General features: G+C 68.2%; 10 protein-coding genes and 1 tRNA gene. 3 read left to right on the top strand and 8 right to left on the bottom strand.

Annotated features, from left to right (window positions below; translation table 11 throughout):
* Window positions 1-48: 48 nt before the first annotated feature.
* A complete protein-coding gene (locus tag AOK15_RS09245) occupies window positions 49-615 on the bottom strand; it encodes a DUF4365 domain-containing protein (RefSeq protein WP_055514690.1) in 567 nt (188 codons plus the stop codon).
* Between the two features lie 168 nt (window positions 616-783).
* Between AOK15_RS09245 and AOK15_RS09240 the strand changes: the two genes are divergently transcribed.
* A complete protein-coding gene (locus tag AOK15_RS09240; RefSeq protein ID WP_055514688.1) occupies window positions 784-1,509 on the top strand; it encodes a 3'-5' exonuclease in 726 nt (241 codons plus the stop codon).
* A 746-nt stretch (window positions 1,510-2,255) separates the two neighbouring features.
* On the top strand, window positions 2,256-5,081 hold the full coding sequence (locus AOK15_RS09235) for a hypothetical protein (RefSeq protein ID WP_157870197.1): 2,826 nt from the start codon (window positions 2,256-2,258) through the stop codon (window positions 5,079-5,081).
* A gap of 210 nt (window positions 5,082-5,291) precedes the next feature.
* Here AOK15_RS09235 and AOK15_RS09230 read toward each other — a convergent pair.
* Both AOK15_RS09230 and AOK15_RS09225 read right to left on the bottom strand, forming a co-directional pair.
* Window positions 5,292-5,363: transfer RNA gene (locus AOK15_RS09230), tRNA-Val, on the bottom strand.
* A gap of 48 nt (window positions 5,364-5,411) precedes the next feature.
* Window positions 5,412-5,861, bottom strand: coding sequence for an SRPBCC family protein (locus AOK15_RS09225; protein WP_055514684.1), 450 nt, complete (start codon window positions 5,859-5,861; stop codon window positions 5,412-5,414).
* Window positions 5,862-5,978: 117 nt separating this feature from the next.
* Between AOK15_RS09225 and AOK15_RS09220 the strand changes: the two genes are divergently transcribed.
* Window positions 5,979-8,468, top strand: a complete 2,490-nt coding sequence (locus AOK15_RS09220) for an SCO7613 C-terminal domain-containing membrane protein (RefSeq protein ID WP_055514692.1) — start codon at window positions 5,979-5,981, stop codon at window positions 8,466-8,468.
* A gap of 144 nt (window positions 8,469-8,612) precedes the next feature.
* Here AOK15_RS09220 and AOK15_RS09215 read toward each other — a convergent pair whose 3' ends face one another.
* From AOK15_RS09215 to AOK15_RS09195, 5 genes are all read right to left on the bottom strand, one after another.
* The gene (locus tag AOK15_RS09215) at window positions 8,613-11,360 is read right to left on the bottom strand and encodes an exo-rhamnogalacturonan lyase family protein (RefSeq protein WP_055514682.1); all 2,748 of its coding nucleotides are present in this window, start codon (window positions 11,358-11,360) and stop codon (window positions 8,613-8,615) included.
* Window positions 11,361-11,469: 109 nt separating this feature from the next.
* Window positions 11,470-12,072, bottom strand: coding sequence for a hypothetical protein (locus AOK15_RS09210; protein ID WP_055514680.1), 603 nt, complete (start codon window positions 12,070-12,072; stop codon window positions 11,470-11,472).
* Window positions 12,073-12,084: 12 nt separating this feature from the next.
* Complete coding sequence (locus AOK15_RS09205) at window positions 12,085-12,978, bottom strand: carbohydrate ABC transporter permease (RefSeq protein ID WP_055514678.1); 894 nt, start codon at window positions 12,976-12,978, stop codon at window positions 12,085-12,087.
* Window positions 12,978-13,976, bottom strand: coding sequence for a carbohydrate ABC transporter permease (locus AOK15_RS09200; RefSeq protein ID WP_055514676.1), 999 nt, complete (start codon window positions 13,974-13,976; stop codon window positions 12,978-12,980). The genes AOK15_RS09205 and AOK15_RS09200 overlap by 1 nt, the downstream gene beginning before the upstream one ends.
* Window positions 13,976-15,265 carry an ABC transporter substrate-binding protein gene (locus AOK15_RS09195; protein WP_055514675.1) on the bottom strand — a complete coding sequence of 430 codons (1,290 nt, stop codon included), beginning with the start codon at window positions 15,263-15,265 and terminating at the stop codon, window positions 13,976-13,978. The genes AOK15_RS09200 and AOK15_RS09195 overlap by 1 nt, the downstream gene beginning before the upstream one ends.
* Between the last annotated feature and the right edge of the window lie 357 nt (window positions 15,266-15,622).

Raw genomic sequence — 15,622 nt, 5'->3', positions numbered from 1 at the left:
GGTCACGGTGACGTACGGGGCGTAGGGGCTGGTCGATGGGCCCGTGGGTCACGGTCTGCCTCCCGTTCCGACCCGCGTCATGATCTCGCAGAGCGCTCGGTCGTCGAAGATGCGCGAGGTCGGTATGCGCACGGTCGTGCGGTGCCGCCCGGTGATCGGGTGTCCGGCGAGGTTGATCCAGTAGCAGCAGTGCCGCAGGTCGAGGCGGTCGTGGCCGGCCCTCAGCCACTGCTCCCGCGATCTCGGGACGATCATCACGACGAGGATCTTGTGCACCGTGACGGGTGTGCGGGCGAGCTTCGCCAGGTGGTCGTTGTCGAGCGTGAAGGAGAAGGTGCGTCCGGAGGGTTGGGGGGCGACCTGGTAGGTGGCCTTGAGCTGCACCTTGATGGTGACCTCGTCGTCGACCGTGTGGCCGGGTGAGCCGTGGCTGACGTGCCAGTCGATGCCGTTGTCCGGAAAGGGCTGGGACAGGGAGCAGCCGGCCGCGGCGGCCACCGCGTGCAGATAACCCACCTGCAGTGTCTCCATGCAGGCGGTGGTGGCGAGGGAGCCGCGGTGTGACTCCGCGTGCTCGGGCAGCAGCCCGCCCCGCTCGGGCTGCGCTATGGCCATGACCAACAGCCTTCCCCTACAGGTCCTTCCCCGTGCCGAGCCCCTGAACTGCGCAGACCCGTACTTCTGTTGTCTCCTTCCGGCGTACGGCGCAAACAGCCCGGGTATCACCAAACGGGCAGAAGACGGGGCGTCAGCTGCTCCGGGTGAAAGAGGAGTTGAGTACGCATGACGTGTTGGTACGAGGGGCCCTTGGCGGCGTTCGACACGGAGACCACGGGTGTGGACGTCGAGACCGACCGGATCGTGTCGGCCGCCGTCGTCGTCCAGGACGCGCCAGGCACCCGCCCCCGGGTGACCCGGTGGCTGGTGAATCCGGGGGTGCCGGTGCCGGCCGGGGCTACGGCGGTGCACGGGCTGACGGACGAACGGTTGCAGCGCGAGGGGCGCTGGCCGTCGCCGGTGATGGAGGAGATAGCCAGGGTGCTGGCCGAGCAGGCGTCGCGCGGCCGCCCGCTGGTGGTGATGAACGCGCCGTTCGATCTGACGCTGCTGGACCGGGAGTTGAGGCGTCATCGCGCCTCGTCGCTCGACCAGTGGTTCGAGACGACGCCGCTGCGGGTGCTCGATCCCCGGGTCCTGGACAAGCACCTGGACCGCTACCGCAAAGGCCGCCGCACCCTGACCGATCTCTGCGCGCACTACGAGGTCGTGCTGGACGGCGCGCACGACGCGGCGGCCGACGCGCAGGCGGCGATGGACGTCGTACGGGCGGTGGGGCACCGTTTCGCCACGAGGCTGGCCCGCCTCTCCCCCGCCGAACTGCACACGCTCCAGGCCGTGTGGCACGCGGCGCAGGCCCGCGGCCTGCAGGCGTGGTTCGCGCGCAGCGGTTCGGAGGAGGCGGTGGACCCGGCGTGGCCCTTGCGCCCGGGGCTGGCCGCGGCGGCGTGAGCGGCGGAACCACGGGCCGAGGGCACCCCGGTGCCGACGGCACAGCAGAGAAGCAGCGGCACAACGAAGAACCGGCCCGACTTCTGTCGGACCGGTTCTCTTCCGCGAGGGGGCGGCACATCCGCTACGTCGCCAAGATGCAGGTCACGAGAGAGAGTCCGTCGAGACCCAAGCCATTCGACGACCCGTTACGTCGGGTAGATGGAGCCGTGAGCATCCTTGCGCTTCCGCGCCAGGCGCAGGGATCGGCGTACCTTGTCCACGTTCATGACCGGCGCGATGTCGATCACCTCCTTTTCCTCCTGCGCAATGTGCGCACGCTCGGAGCGGTGAACACGCGAGGTATACCTGTCTCGAGGCATGGGTGGGTTCCTCTTTCGTCGAGCGGAAACAAGCGATGAAGCAGAAGAGCTCACTTCTCAAGACAGGGGGCTCTCCCGCACTGGAACAAAGCTAGGAATCGCCGCAGAGGGACTCAATGACTTGCAGCCCGACTTGCAGCCGAATACCGGGTTTCCCACTGGCTGGAAGTCTGGCTGCAAGTCATTGAGGAGAATATTTGCCGACTCGACTGGAGATGACGAGGCGGTTCTTTTGATTTGCCGGCCCGCCGATCGAATACTCCGAATCCGAGCGACCCACACGCTTGCGCGCAACCCGATACCATGCACTCCGTCCGCGCCAGGAGATCCCTGCCGGACTTCTTCGAGCACACGGAGTCGAAAACACAGCGAGGGGGATCTCGAGTGACCTACGACTCGAACGAAATTGCAGGGCATCTTGATGCCGTAGCGAGGCGACCACTCGGTCGCGGATTCACTCGCGACGGAAAATCGAAGATCCTTGAGGTCAACAGCCTGGCGGAAATAATCAGCAAGATCTGCCCGGAGGAGTGGCAGCAGGACAAGGCTCAGGCCTTCGAGACAGCCATCCGCCAAGCGATCTGTCGCCTCGAAGGAAGCCTCACTCCCCGCATGCTCATGCAGGAAGCTGGTTACTGGCTCTTCAACCTGGCCGGCGGAGAACCCCACTCCGACATCGAACCGCTGTACCTCGACGGCGTAGGGAAGCAGAAATACAGCGCTATCAGGGATAATCTCGCAAAGAGAGCAGGGCTACCTGGGACACCAAACGGGACGACAGTCACCACCCGAATCCAAGAGCTGCGGATCGCCCTTGCGAAGGAGCTCATTGCGCTCTCCGAGGACGATCGGAGATCCAGACTCTGCGCAGCCAAGAGGAAAGCTCTCCCCGAGGGAACACCTTGGCCGTTCCGGCTCATCGAGCCAAGGGCCGAGGGAATCCCTGAACTGGAGGCGCTTCTCGATGGAAGTGTGCTCACACCTGACATCTGCCATGCCGGCGGGGCGGCTGATCGCCGTGTCATGCACGATGGCGAGGAACTGGGAATCGCGGATTCCCTGTCATGGCTCGCCTCTCAATCCGGTCGAACGGTTTTTCTGTACGGCGACCGCGGCGACGGGAAGACCTCGTACATCAATCTGCTGGCCGCCCGCTCACTGGAGACGCACATCTTTCTCCGCTGGGAAAGAATCGAGCTGGGATTCGACGTCGGCCAACTCGAGGAATATCGGGAGCGCGTGGTCACCCTCATGGGTGGCCGTCCATCAGATTCGTCGCCGACGGTAGTCGTTGTCTATTCCCTTCCGCCGTACGGAGATGACGATGCCGAGCAGCGGCTCGTCCGAGCGCTGAGGGTTCGTCAACACGACCGCACGGACCGCGTGATCGTGCTCGTGGAAGGGCGCCGCGGGGATCTTGACCGCCTGGCGGACAAAGTGCGACCCGAGTGCATCAGCCTTGCACCCATCAATCGCATGGAGGCGGACCAGTGGGCCCAGCTGCTCAAAAAGGCACACAGCACTGCCACCTCCAAGGGGATGGCTCCGGAGAAGCTGGCTGCGAAGTACCCTCATCTTCCCGAATTCCTGCAACTCGACAGAAACACTCAGGAGGAGCACCTGGCCGACTCGACATCACCTCTCATCGTGAAACTGCTCCAGGCTGTCTACGGCGAAGGAATGTGGACCAAGCTTCGCGAGGAGCTCGAGGATCTGGAGCAGGAGGACCGCAAGGCCTACATGCATATCTGCATGGCTTCCATGGCCGGGGGAACTTTACCGGACACGATGCTGACAGTCCTGGCCCCTGGCTCGGATCTGGACGACAGATCCAATCGCGACCCATGGATCCGCAACAGTGAAGGCAGGCACTCTGCACGACACCAGTACATTGCGCAGGTGGTCCTGGAAAAGTCCTGGATCAAGCGGCGCACTTTACTGCAGGAGTGCGTGAACGATTTGGTGAAACATCTCAGATCCGGACGCGAGTACGGCGACGTCCTTCGTCAAGTCGCATTGGCGGTGAGGGAAGTCGACCATGTATCCAGAATCAGCGACCGGGATGGGTTGCGCAACATCCTGCTCACATCAATCAGACGTGCTCTTTCTGAAGTCGAGAACCTTGACAGGATTCTGCACAGTCAAGCGCCTACTGACTACTGGCATCATGCCGCATGGGCTCAGGTGCTTTCAGACCTGGCAGCTGATCCCGAGACAGGGCTGGCATTGCTCCGCGCCAATGACAAGCTCCTCTCCATCTCGGAGAGCCTTCCCGAATGCCCCAATCACGATAGAGTCACCTACTATCGAGTGCGCAACCGTGTTCGCCGCTTGAAAATGGTCGACGAGTTCGACTTCGATGCGGCTTGTGAGGCCGTGACCCTGATGGCATCGACCGTGCACGCCGAATGGCGTGAGGCCGGATTCTACGTGGACCTCTTCAGCTGGAGCAGGGACGCACTCCAGGAATGGGGGATCAGAGAGTTTGAGGGCGAGAATATCGATCGGGGTGAACTTCTTTACAAGAAGCTCAGCGAAGCCCTTGAATGGTATCGCGCCCTGACGCCCGAAGCAGAGCAGGTCGAACGCTTCAGCAAACAGTACGGCAGCCTCGTCGCCGGTCCTCTGCACTACCAGCTGCCCGCCAAAGCGCTTGCGCTCTTGAAGCACTCCTGGCAATTCTCGGTAGACCTTGAGAATCCGAACAGCAGAACCGGCGAGCTCTATGCCGAAGCGCTACTGGACCGCAGAAACAGGGGGGCAAGCACCAGCCCGAGCTCTCGAGAAGAGGCAGTGCAGGTACTTCGGATCGTCCTGGACTCGCCCCTGATCCCCAGCTACGCCCCCTATCTTTTGGTCACGAACACCAAGGAAGAGGACCTACCCAGGGAATGGTTTCTCGAACGCATCGAAGTAGCCGGCAGCGGCGCCATCAATGGCGAGGCTCGAGGCTATCTGACTCATGCTCGAGCCTTGGCAGAAAAGAACCTCGACAAAAGAATTCCCATCCTCCTGGATGCCATCAAGCATTACGCCAAGGCGTCTCACGACAGACTCAGAGGCGGAGAAGCAAGGGGATTCAGCAGGACCGACACGAGAATGAGTGTCGCGTGGGACCGCGCCTGTGGAGATCTTCAGAGGGTCGGATTCCCGAAGTGGTCGGACCATAGGAAGCAGTACCAGCGGTTCTCCGCGAAGTATCGGCCGTAGGAACAGCGGCAGCCGGTGGACCGACCACGCACCCCCGCACCCTGTCGTGGTACGCGCTCACGGACCGGAGAGCGAGGGCAAGCAGGGCACCGGCGGGGACAGCCCCAGACCCGACAACGGCGCGACGCCTAGGGGCGGATGACTACAGCCTTGTAGGACGACGACAGGCCCCGTCCCTGCGGTAGGGATGGGGCCTGCATCACCAGGCGGTGGGCGATACTGGGTTCGAACCAGTGACCTCTTCGGTGTGAACGAAGCGCTCTCCCACTGAGCTAATCGCCCGGGAACGGACTGAACAATACAGGTCCTGACGGCTCTGGTTCAAACCGCTTACCCGTCGGCCATGAGGTACGCGGCGAGCCCTCGGCGTCCGGCCCGCATCATCAGCGCGTGGTTGGCGCGGAACAGGGGCCGGCCGGGCACGGCGAGCCGTCTCATCAAGGGCTTGGTGACGTCGACCTCCTGGTCGTAGCGGGCGAGGGTGCCGGTCCCGTCGGCGGTGAGGGTCCAGCGGGCCCAGCCGTCGAGGTCCCCGCTCATCTCGATCTCCAGGATCCCGTTGGCCGGATCACGCCGTACCTCGCGCGCGGTGATGACGAGGTCGTACGGCAGGACCGAGCGGATGCGGAGGGTGCCGCTGGTGTCGTCGGCCGGGGTCACCTCGCGCACCTGGGGCCACCAGCGCGGATAGTCTTCGGCCCGCTGGAGCGCGTCGTACACGGCGGAGGGCGGCGCGGGCAGGGCCCAGAGGCTGCGGAAGCGGTAGTGGCACCAGTCCATGCTCGGATTGTGCCCGTCGGCGGGACTCGTACGGGGCCCATGGTGGCTGGATCTGAGTACCGTCCTGAGTATGTGCGCTCATGCCGTCGCGGCGTGACCGGGACCACACTGCGGAACATGACGCATTTTCCGTCCCCGGCCGAGGAGTTGCGCCTCCTCGACACCGAGCTGCGGCAGCTCGACGCCCGCCGCGCCGTTCTGCTGACCCGCCGCGCCTGGCTGGTCAACGCGCTGTACGCCCAGGCCGCCGTGCCGTCCCATCCGTCCGCGCGTCCGCCGGCCCGGGGTCCCGAGGCGACGGCGCCCGGTGTCCAGAATGTGCTGCTGGTCCTCGGCGGCGTCCTGCTGACCGTCGCGGCGATCGCGTTCACTCTGGTCAGCTGGGGGCACATGGGGATCGCCGGCCGTTCGCTGGTCCTCGGTGGGGTGACCCTCGCCGCCCTCGCCACGCCCGTGGGGCTCCTGCGGCGGGGGCTGCGCTCGACCGCCGAGGCGGTGGCCGGCCTCGGCATGGCCCTGACGGTGCTCGACGCGTACGCCCTGCACGAGGTCGTTCTCCCGGGTACCGGCGGCACGGGGTTCGCGGCGGCCGCCTCAGCGGTGCTGGCGGCGACCTGGGCGGCGTACGGCCTGGCCGTGGGCGAGGTGGCCCCGCCGGCCGTCGACGGCTCGCGGGACCGTGCGACCGCCGGTGACGCAAAGGACCGCCCCTCGGCGGGCGCGAGGGCGGGGGCTGTGCGCGCCGCCCTCCGTCTGCCGTTGCCCTTCGCCCTGGTCGCCGCGCAACTGCCGCTCCTGCTCTGGGTGTCGGCGCTGGGCGCGGGTGTGGAGACGGTCACGGCCGTGGTGCTGGTGACGGCCGCGGCGGACAGCGTGGTCGCGCTCCTGGCGCGGATGACGCCCGTCCGGATCGTCGCCCTGGTGGGCGCGTTCGGCTGGGGCGCCTGGGGTGTTCTGGCGGCCGGGTGGCTCTCGTGGGCCGCCGCGGGCCCGGGCGCCGCCGCCCGTGCGGCGGCGCTCCTCGCCCTCGCCGCCGCGACCGCCCTGGCCGTCGCCCGGTTCGCGCCGAAGGCGGGCCTGGCGCTCGGTACGGCCCTGACCGGCGGTCTGCTGACGGTCGCGGCGCTCGGCGGGGTCCTGCGGTCCGTGCTGCCGGACGTGTGGACGGTCCCCGGCTACCTGCTGTGCGGTGTCGCCCTGCTGGCGGTTGTCCGGACCCCTCTCCCCGGTCCCGTACGGCGAGGTCTCGTCCTCTCCTCCGCGGTGGTCCAGGCCGTCGCCGCCCTCGCCGCCCTCCCGACGGTCGTCGTCACCTTGCTGGGCCCGGCCGGCTGGGTCGAGCGGATCTGGTCCGGCGCGCCCGACGACGCCCGTGCCGCGGTGACGGTGGGCGCCCCGTGGCCGCCGCTCACCGCGACGGTCCCCCTCGTCCTGGCCGTGCTCGCCGGGGTGCTGGCCCTGGCTGGGCGTACGACCACGTGGCGCACCCCCGGCCTGGTGGGCGCGCTCGTGCTGGGCTGGGCGACGGGTCTGGTGTTCCCGGCGGTGCTGGAACTCCCGTACACGGCGGGGCTGGTGGTCCAGGGAGCCATGGCGGTGGCGGCGCTGATGGTGGCGGCCCGCGTCCGGCCGGCCGCTAGCAAGCGTCTCCAGGACCCGGCGGCGCTCACGGCCACGCTGCTGGCCCTCGTCACCTCGGTGGCCCTGGCGCTGGCGGCGCTCTCGACGGAGTCCGCGACGCTCACGGTGCTCGCCGCCTCGACCGTCCTGTTCGCCCTGGCCGCCTGGCGCACGGACCTCGGTCCGCTCACCGCGCCCGCCGCGCTCGTCCACGGCACCGCGCTGACCTGCGCGATCGGCGCGTCGGCCGGCTGGGAACCGCAGCACACGGCCCTGCTGGTCCTGGTGGTACCGGCCACCGCCGCGCTGCTCGCGGCGCGCCTCGACCCCTCCCCCATGACCGTCCCGGTCGAGGCGACCGGCGCCGCGGCGGGCCTCCTGGCCGTCGCCCTCTCCCTCACCGACGCGCCCATGCTGGCCCTGACCCTCGCGCTCTGCGGCGTCATCACGGCGGGCACCGCCGTGCGCCCGGAGCGACGCAACCTCGGCTACGCGGCCGCCGCGCTCCTGGTGCTGGCCAGTTGGGTGCGGCTGGCGGCCTGGGAGGTCGGGTCCCCGGAGGCGTACACGCTCCCGGTGACCGTCCCGGCGCTGGCCGTCGGCCTCCTCCGGCGCCGTCGTGACCCCGCGGCCTCGTCCTGGACGGCGTACGGGCCGGGCCTCGCGGCCACCCTCCTGCCGAGCCTCGCGGCGGCCTGGGGCGACGCGCACTGGCTGCGCCCCCTGCTGCTCGGCACGGCGGCGCTGGCCCTCACCTTCGTCGGAGCCCGCCACCGCCTCCAGGCCCCGCTCCTGCTCGGCGGCGCGACCCTCACGCTGGTGGCCCTGCACGAACTGGCCCCGTACATCGCCCAGGTGGTCGACGCCCTCCCCCGCTGGGCGCCTCCGGCCCTGGCCGGGCTGGTGCTGCTGGCGGCGGGCGCCACGTACGAGCAGCGCCTGCGCGACGCCCGCCGGATGCGCGACGCCCTCGGCAGGATGACCTGACGCTCCCGAGATGGCAGCGCCCCCTGAGAGGCCCGAGGTCCAGCGCCCCCTCAGGGGCGCGGGGAACTGCGCGCCCAGCCACAGCGGACCCGCAGTTCCCCACCTTCGAGGCGCCCCGTAACCCCCCGGCCCCTCAGCGGAGCGTCACGGCATCTTGTCGCCGACGAGCGCCAGGTTCTGGATGGCCGCCAGCCCGTACAGCGCGGTCGCGTTGGTGGACACCCACGCGGCCTCGCTGCCGGGGACGAGTCCCGTCGGCCCCTCGACCTTCTTCGTGGACCAGTCGGTGGACTCCTTGTAGTCCCAGGTGTCGGCGCTGTTGTAGAACTGCCGCCACGCGCGGGCGGCGAGCTTGTCGTCGCCCAACTGCACGGCCGCGTAGGCGTCCTGCCGCGAATGCCCCTGGAAGAGGAGCAGCGTCCCGAAGTTCGAACCGTAGCGGGCGGCCTGCTCGGCCTTCGTGGCGTTGAAGTAACGGCAGTAGTCCAGCCACGCCTCCTTGAACTCGGGCATGTCGATCTGGTCGATGAGTTCGGCGCACATCTCGACCAGGCCGAACATCGCCGACAGGTGCGAGACCCCGACGACCGGCTTCTCCGCGACCGCGAACTTCCCGGTGTCCAGGTCGTACAGCCCGGTGCCCTGGACGAAGCCGTTGGGCTGGGCGGCGATGGTCTCCATGGTCGACAGCACGCGCGCCTTGGCCTTCTCCCACTTCGGCCCGCGCCGCTCCCACTCGGTCAGCCACGCGGAGACCAGTCCCGACCAGTCCGTGCCGAAACCGATCGACAGGGCGTTGCGGTCGGGGGTGTACGGCTCGGTGCGGATCTTGCGGATGGGGTCGAGGACGAGGAACGTCTCGTCGGAGTCGACGTTGGCGTGCATGAGGTCGCCGACGCGTTCGTCGGCGGTGAGGAAGTAGTAGTAGCGGCGGTAGGTGGTGTTGGCGATGCGTTGCTGCTTGGCGCTGTCGGCGTAGTGCTGGACGCCGTGGCGGGTGCCGAGGCCGGCCCACTTGCCGAGGTGGTAGACGTCGACCTCGCCGGTGTGCCGGGTCATGGACTCCGCGAAGCGGAAGATGTCGGCGCGGCCGGAGCGCATGTACGCGAACCACAGCCACAGGTCGGGCGAGAGCTCGGAGTTGTCCCAGGCGTAGCCGCCGACGTCGTAGCACCACTGGTGGCGGCTCGGGTCGTAGCTGTGCATGATGTCGCCGTAGTCCCAGAAGCCGTACCAACGGCGCATCTCCACCTGGTCCTTGTAGTAGGTGAAGAGGAAGTCGAGGTGGTCCTCGATCTTCGCCTTGGCGGCGGTGGAGCGGTCCGGCCGGGAGAACAGCTTGCCGAAGACACCGGCCTTGACGAGCTGCTGGGGAGGCGCGGCGAGCTGCGGGGGCGTGCGGACCGCCTCGACCTGGCGGGCCATGTCGTCGGCGGCGGGCGTCGACTCATGGGCCCAGAAGAGGAGTTCGCTGGTGCGGGCGATGCCGTAAGGGGTGCCGAAGCCGGGCTCGTAGTCCTCGTAGGTGATGTTGAGGCCCTCGAGCTGCTCGGGGTAGGTGTCCTGGCCCATTCCGTCGTGGTAGAAGCGCAGGTCCATGGGCTGCGCCTCGGGAGACCACAGCCACATGGTGACCTCGGCCTCGTCGGTGTGGGCGTCCCGGATGTCGAGCTGCGCGGGGAACTTCTCCCAGAAGTCCCTGAGGCCGACGGCGAACCCGCCGCTCGCCCCGCCGACGTATCCGAGGCCGCTGGCCCGGCGGCCGCCGCCCGCCGGGATCCAGCCGTGGCCCTTCTTCGTCCGCTTGCGGACCGAGAAGCCGTCGGCGGAGAGCTGGGAGAGGGTGTAGTCGCCCCATTCGGGGATGTACTGCAGGCGGGTGGTGACCCGCTGGTCCCAGGTCGACGGGTCGGGCAGCTTCTTGCCCTCGAACTGGGCGGTGCGTACGGCCGAGCCGGGGTCGCGGCGCAGTCCGGTGACGCCCTTGACGGCCTCGCGGAGCAGACCGGTGCCCTCGCCGCCGATGCGGATGTGCCGGTCGTACGCGGCATCGCGCATCGGGACCTTGAAGCGGACGCCGATACCACGGATGAAGTCGCCGCTCGCCTTCCCGGGCTCCTGGGTGCCGTCGAGGGTGATGGTGTGGATCATGCGGAACGATTCGGCGCCCGCGTAGAAGTAGAGGCGGATCGAGAAGGGGAGCCAGCTGCGGCCGCCCTTGCGGTGCTTGCCGTCGATGCGGACCACGGCACGGACGGGGCCCTCCTGCTCGACCTCGACCTCGTCGATGGCGCTCTCGAAGCGCTCGTACTTGACCGTGCCCTGGTCGCCGTCCTCGATCTCGGGCTGGCGCAGCAGGACGAGGCGGCCGGTGCGGGCGACCTCGGTGGAGCCGCGCAGCACCGACTTGACGAGGGTGGAGCCGCTCTTGCCGATCTTGGCGGTGATGACGCCGGTCGACACGTCGATGGTGCCGCCGCGCTTGTCGACGGTGACCTTCTTCGCCGGGGCGGCGGGGGTGCCCGCGGTCAGGGTGAGCTTGCCGGAGCCGGCGCCCGCACCGACCGCGTGCGCGGTCCACTTCAGGGAGCCGTCGGGCCAGTAGCCGATGGGCCAGGACTGGACGGGGATCTCCTTGCCGTCCTCGTCCTTCAAGGAGAACGACTGCTCCTTCTCGTACGCGCCCTTGGGCCAGGGCACACCCACCGTGGAGCCGGGCGCGGCGCCGAGGCCACCGTCCTCCAGCCAGTCCAGGGTGACCGGGTCCGCCTCCGCGGCCTCGGCTGTCGGTGCCGCCTGGGCAGCCGTACTCCCTAGCGCCCAGCTGAACTGCGCGGCGGCTCCGGCGACGGCGGCCGCCTTGAGCAGGGACCTGCGGTCGATGGGGGACATGGCCTTTCCTTTCCGTACGGGAAGTCTTGCGTGCGGGGTGGTCAGGGGCATGACAGAGAGAGGTGCGGCGCCCCGGGGGCGCCGACCAGGTGCGAGACACCGCCTTGAATCAGCGGCGGCGCCGGTACCGCTCCTCCACGGCGAGGGCCGCCGCGACGACGGCCCCGAGGACCGGGACCGCCAGCGGGGCGGTGAACCAGGCGGAGCAGGCGACCACGGCCAGCCCGCCGACGACGAGGAAGGACCCGGCGGGGTCGAGCACCGTCCGGCGCCCGGCCGCCGCGAACAGGTCCCGCCAGGCGGCGCCGGGCTCCCAGACCGCCGCCGCGCGCAGCATCGTGACGGCGGCGCCGATCAGCGCGAGGACGCCGACGGCGCCGACCAGCGGCCCGCCCGGGATGCCGGCGCGTACGGCCTGGACGTCGACCCACACCGCCGCGAGTGCGGCCCAGCCGGCGAGCCCGACGAGCCACCCGCCGCGCAGCGCCGCCCGGAAGTCCGCCAGGAACTCGCGCAGTCCCCCACCCACATGGGCGGTCCGGCGGCGGAGGTGCCGGGACCCGGCGGCGAACGCGGCGGGGTACGTCACCAGCGGCAGCGCGGCCACCGCGATCCACACCCCGGTGAGCAGACACTCGGCGAACAGCGCGAACCGTTCGGCGAGCGGCGACTCCCCGCGGGGCTTGGCGGCCTTCGCCCGGGCCCGGTCCATGATCGGTTCACCTCAGCCCTTCAGGCCGGACGTGGCCATACCGTCGATCAGATAGCGCTGGAAGGCGAGGAAGAAGGCGAGCACCGGCAGCAGGGCCACCAGCGACATCGCGATCATGCCGCCGTAGTTGGCCACGGCGTCCTGGTCCACGAACATCTTCAGACCGAGCGAGACGGTGTACTTCTCGGGGTCGTTCAGATAGATCAGCGGGCCCATGAAGTCGTTCCAGGCGTTGATGAAGGTGAAGATCGCACTGGTGATGAGCGCGGGCCGGGACAGCGGCAGCACGATCGACCAGTAGATCCGGAAGTGCCCGCAGCCGTCGAGCCGGGCCGCCTCGTCGAGCTCCCTGGGCAGGTTCCGCATGAACTGCACCATCAGGAAGACGAAGAACGCCTCCGTGGCCAGGTACTTCGGCAGCAGGAGCGGGGTGTTGGTGTTGATCATGTCCATGTTGCGGAACAGCACGTACTGCGGGATGAGCAGTACGTGATACGGCAGCAGGAGCGTGCCGATCATCAGCGTGAACAGCAGGTTCCGGCCCGCGAACTTGATCTTCGCGAAGGCGTACGCGGTCAGCGAGCAGGACACCAGGATGCCGATGACCGAGCCCACGGCGAGCGTGAGCGAGTTCAGGAAGAACGTGGAGACGGGAATGTCGGCGATGCCCTCGGAGAGCCGTGTGTAGTTGGAGATGATCGGGTCGCTGGGGAACAGGTCCAGGCTGCCGACGATGTCGTCGCTGTTCTTGAACGAGCCTCCCACGACCCAGATCACCGGGTAGAGGATCACCGCGAGGATCAGCAAGGAGCCGATGTGCCAGGCGAGGGAGCCGGGCAGCTTGCGCCGGAGGGCGCCGCCCTTCGCCGTCGGCGCCGGGGTGATCTCGGTGGCCTGCGCACTCATCAGGCACCCTCCTCGTAGTGCACCCAGCGCTTCTGGGACCAGAACAGCACCGCCGTCACCAGGGCGACCGCGACCAGCAGCACCCAGGCCATGGCGGAGGCCAGGCCCATCCGGCTGTTCTCGAAGCCCTGGACGTACAGATAACAGGTGTAGACCATCGAACCGTCGGCCGGACCGCAGGCGTTGCCGCCGGCGCCGCCGCCGACGATGTACGCCGAGCTGAAGATCTGGAAGGAGTGGATCGTCTCCAGCAGGACGTTGAAGAACAGGACCGGGGAGATCATCGGCAGGGTGATGTTCCAGAACCGCCGGAACGTCCCCGCCCCGTCGACCTCGGCCGCCTCGTACAGCTCGCGCGGGACCTGCTTGAGACCGGCGAGGAAGATCACCATCGGGGCGCCGAACTGCCAGACGGTGAGCGCGACGAGGCTGTAGATGATCAGGTCCGGGTCACCGGTCCAGCCGCCGACGTCGATCCCGAACAGCTTCTGCGTCCGGTCGACGATGGCGTCGTCCGAGAAGATCGCCTTCCACACGATCGCGATGGAGACGCTGGCGCCGATCAGCGACGGCGCGTAGAAGGCGGCCCGGTAGAAGGCCTGTCCGCGCCGCTTCTGGGCGAGCAGCAGTGCCACCCCTAGGGCGGCGATCAGCTTGATCGGCGTGCCGACGGCGACGTACCAGAGCGTCACCTTCACCGAGTTCTGCCAGCGCGGATCCGCGAACATCTCGGAGAAGTTGTCGAGGCCGATCCACCGGGGCGCGTCGAACAGGTTGTAGTCGGTGAAGGCGAAGTAGAGCGAGGCGACCATCGGGCCCGCCGTCAGCAGCAGGAACCCGGCGATCCACGGGGACATGAAGAGATAGCCGGCCAGGGTCTCCCGGCGACCCCGCCGCTTGAGTGCGGCGGGGCGGGGGGACTTGGCCGGACGGTGCCGCGGCTCGGAGTCCTGGGTCAGGTCCTCCATCGCAGGGGCATGTGTCACGGCGGTTCCCATCAGCTGCCGAGAGCCGTCTTCGACTCGGTGAAGAACTGCTTGACGGCGTCGTCGACCGACCGCTTGCCCAGGGCGACCTCCTCGGCGATGCGCATGAACCCGGCCTCGCAGATGTCCGCGCCGTTCGGGTGCGGAGTGATGGGCTCCAGGACGCCGGCCGCGACGAGGGACTCCTCGTACTCGGCGATGGCCTTGTTGACCGGGTCGGTCGGCTTGAACGCGTCGTACTGGGCCTGCGTCGCCGGCACACCCCGGTCGTAGCCCATGATCTTGGCGACCTCGGGCTCGTGCACCATGAAGTTGATGAACTGCGCGACTTCCTTGGGGTGCTGGGTGCGCTTGGAGGCACTGAGCATGAGGGAGCCGAGGTACTGGCCGGTCTTCTTGCCGTCGGTGGTCGGGATGGGAGCCAGCCCGTACTCGCTCTTGCCCTCGGAGGTGTAGCGGACGGTGAAGTTGTCCCAGGTGAACTCACCGGCGGCGAGTTCCGCGGCGACCGCCGACTTGGGCTTGGTCTGGGCGACCTTCTTGGGGTCGGCGTAGATCCCCTGCTTGATGCCCTTCTCCGCCTTCGTCCACCACTCCTTGAGGTCCGCCTCGGTGAAGCCGAGGCCGTCCTCGGTGAAGAACGCCTTGCCGTTCTGGCGCAGGTAGAGGTCGTAGAGGTACATGACGCCGTACATACCGCTGTCGCCGGCCCGTCCCGCCTTGTCGCGGATCTTCTTCATCGCCGCGTCGAAGTCGTCCCAGGTCCAGCCCTGTTCCGGCTTCACCCCGGACTTGGTGTAGACGGGCTTGTCGATCACCAGGGCCATCGAGTTGGAACCGACGGGGACACCGAGCAGCTTTCCGTCGACCTCGCCGAACTTCTCCAGGCCCGCCCGGAAGCCGTCCAGGGAGAGGTTGCCCGCCTCGACCTGTGCGTTGAGATCGAGCAGCACATTCTTCGCATCGTATTTCCGCAGAAAGCCGATGGCATTCTGGAAGACGTCCGGCGGATTTCCACCGGAGGCCTGGGTGTTGAACTTCTTCCAGAAGTCCGGATACACCTGGAAGTCGGTCTTCACCTTGATCTTCGGGTACTTCTTCTCGAAAAGCGCGATGGTCTTCTTTATGCGCTCCGCCCGGTCCTCGGCACCCCACCAGGCGTAACGGATCGTCACCGTCCCGTCCCCCGACCCGCTGCCGCCGCCGCATGCCGTGGCCGTCGCCCCGAGCCCCGCGACGGCCAGTGAGGCACCGGCCGCCTTGAGGACAGTCCGCCTCTCAACATTCTTGTCCTGGTGCATGGTTGGGCCTCCCCGCGACGCTGCGTCCGCCTCATGAATCGTTTCAAGTAAGCGCTTGCTGGCACAAGGTACGGAGCCCCTCAGGCGACGTCAATGATTCGGACAGGAATTGATGGAAAGCGGAGGGGGCGCTGCGCGGGGCCGTGCGGCGGCTGCGGTGACCTCTCGTCAAGTGAACGTGCAGGTGGGCGAGTTGCGGCCGACCTGTCGAACATGGGACGGGTCGTCGGCCGGAGCCACAGAGAGGCCGAAAGGAGTCAGGCGCCGCCACGCCGGGAGAGACGGCTCGGGGCCCGCCGACTGCGCGATCTGACTCCGGGTGAGGGCCGTTGGTGGGTGGCGGCGGGGGGAACGGGA

This window comes from Streptomyces ossamyceticus (assembly GCF_001418475.1).
GTDB lineage: Bacteria > Actinomycetota > Actinomycetes > Streptomycetales > Streptomycetaceae > Streptomyces > Streptomyces ossamyceticus.
The sequence above is the reverse complement of the archived record's forward strand: the minus strand, read 5'-3'. Positions and strand labels throughout refer to the sequence as shown.

Bases quoted from the DNA above. Each gene is read 5' to 3' on its own strand.
- AOK15_RS09220 (WP_055514692.1), top strand. From the start codon at position 5,979: ATGACGCATTTTCCGTCCCCGGCCGAGGAGTTGCGCCTCCTCGACACC.
- AOK15_RS09205 (WP_055514678.1), bottom strand. From the start codon at position 12,978: ATGAGTGCGCAGGCCACCGAGATCACCCCGGCGCCGACGGCGAAGGGC.
- AOK15_RS09245 (WP_055514690.1), bottom strand. From the start codon at position 615: ATGGCCATAGCGCAGCCCGAGCGGGGCGGGCTGCTGCCCGAGCACGCG.
- AOK15_RS09200 (WP_055514676.1), bottom strand. From the start codon at position 13,976: ATGGGAACCGCCGTGACACATGCCCCTGCGATGGAGGACCTGACCCAG.
- AOK15_RS09240 (WP_055514688.1), top strand. From the start codon at position 784: ATGACGTGTTGGTACGAGGGGCCCTTGGCGGCGTTCGACACGGAGACC.
- AOK15_RS09210 (WP_055514680.1), bottom strand. From the start codon at position 12,072: ATGGACCGGGCCCGGGCGAAGGCCGCCAAGCCCCGCGGGGAGTCGCCG.
- AOK15_RS09215 (WP_055514682.1), bottom strand. From the start codon at position 11,360: ATGTCCCCCATCGACCGCAGGTCCCTGCTCAAGGCGGCCGCCGTCGCC.
- AOK15_RS09195 (WP_055514675.1), bottom strand. From the start codon at position 15,265: ATGCACCAGGACAAGAATGTTGAGAGGCGGACTGTCCTCAAGGCGGCC.
- AOK15_RS09225 (WP_055514684.1), bottom strand. From the start codon at position 5,861: ATGGACTGGTGCCACTACCGCTTCCGCAGCCTCTGGGCCCTGCCCGCG.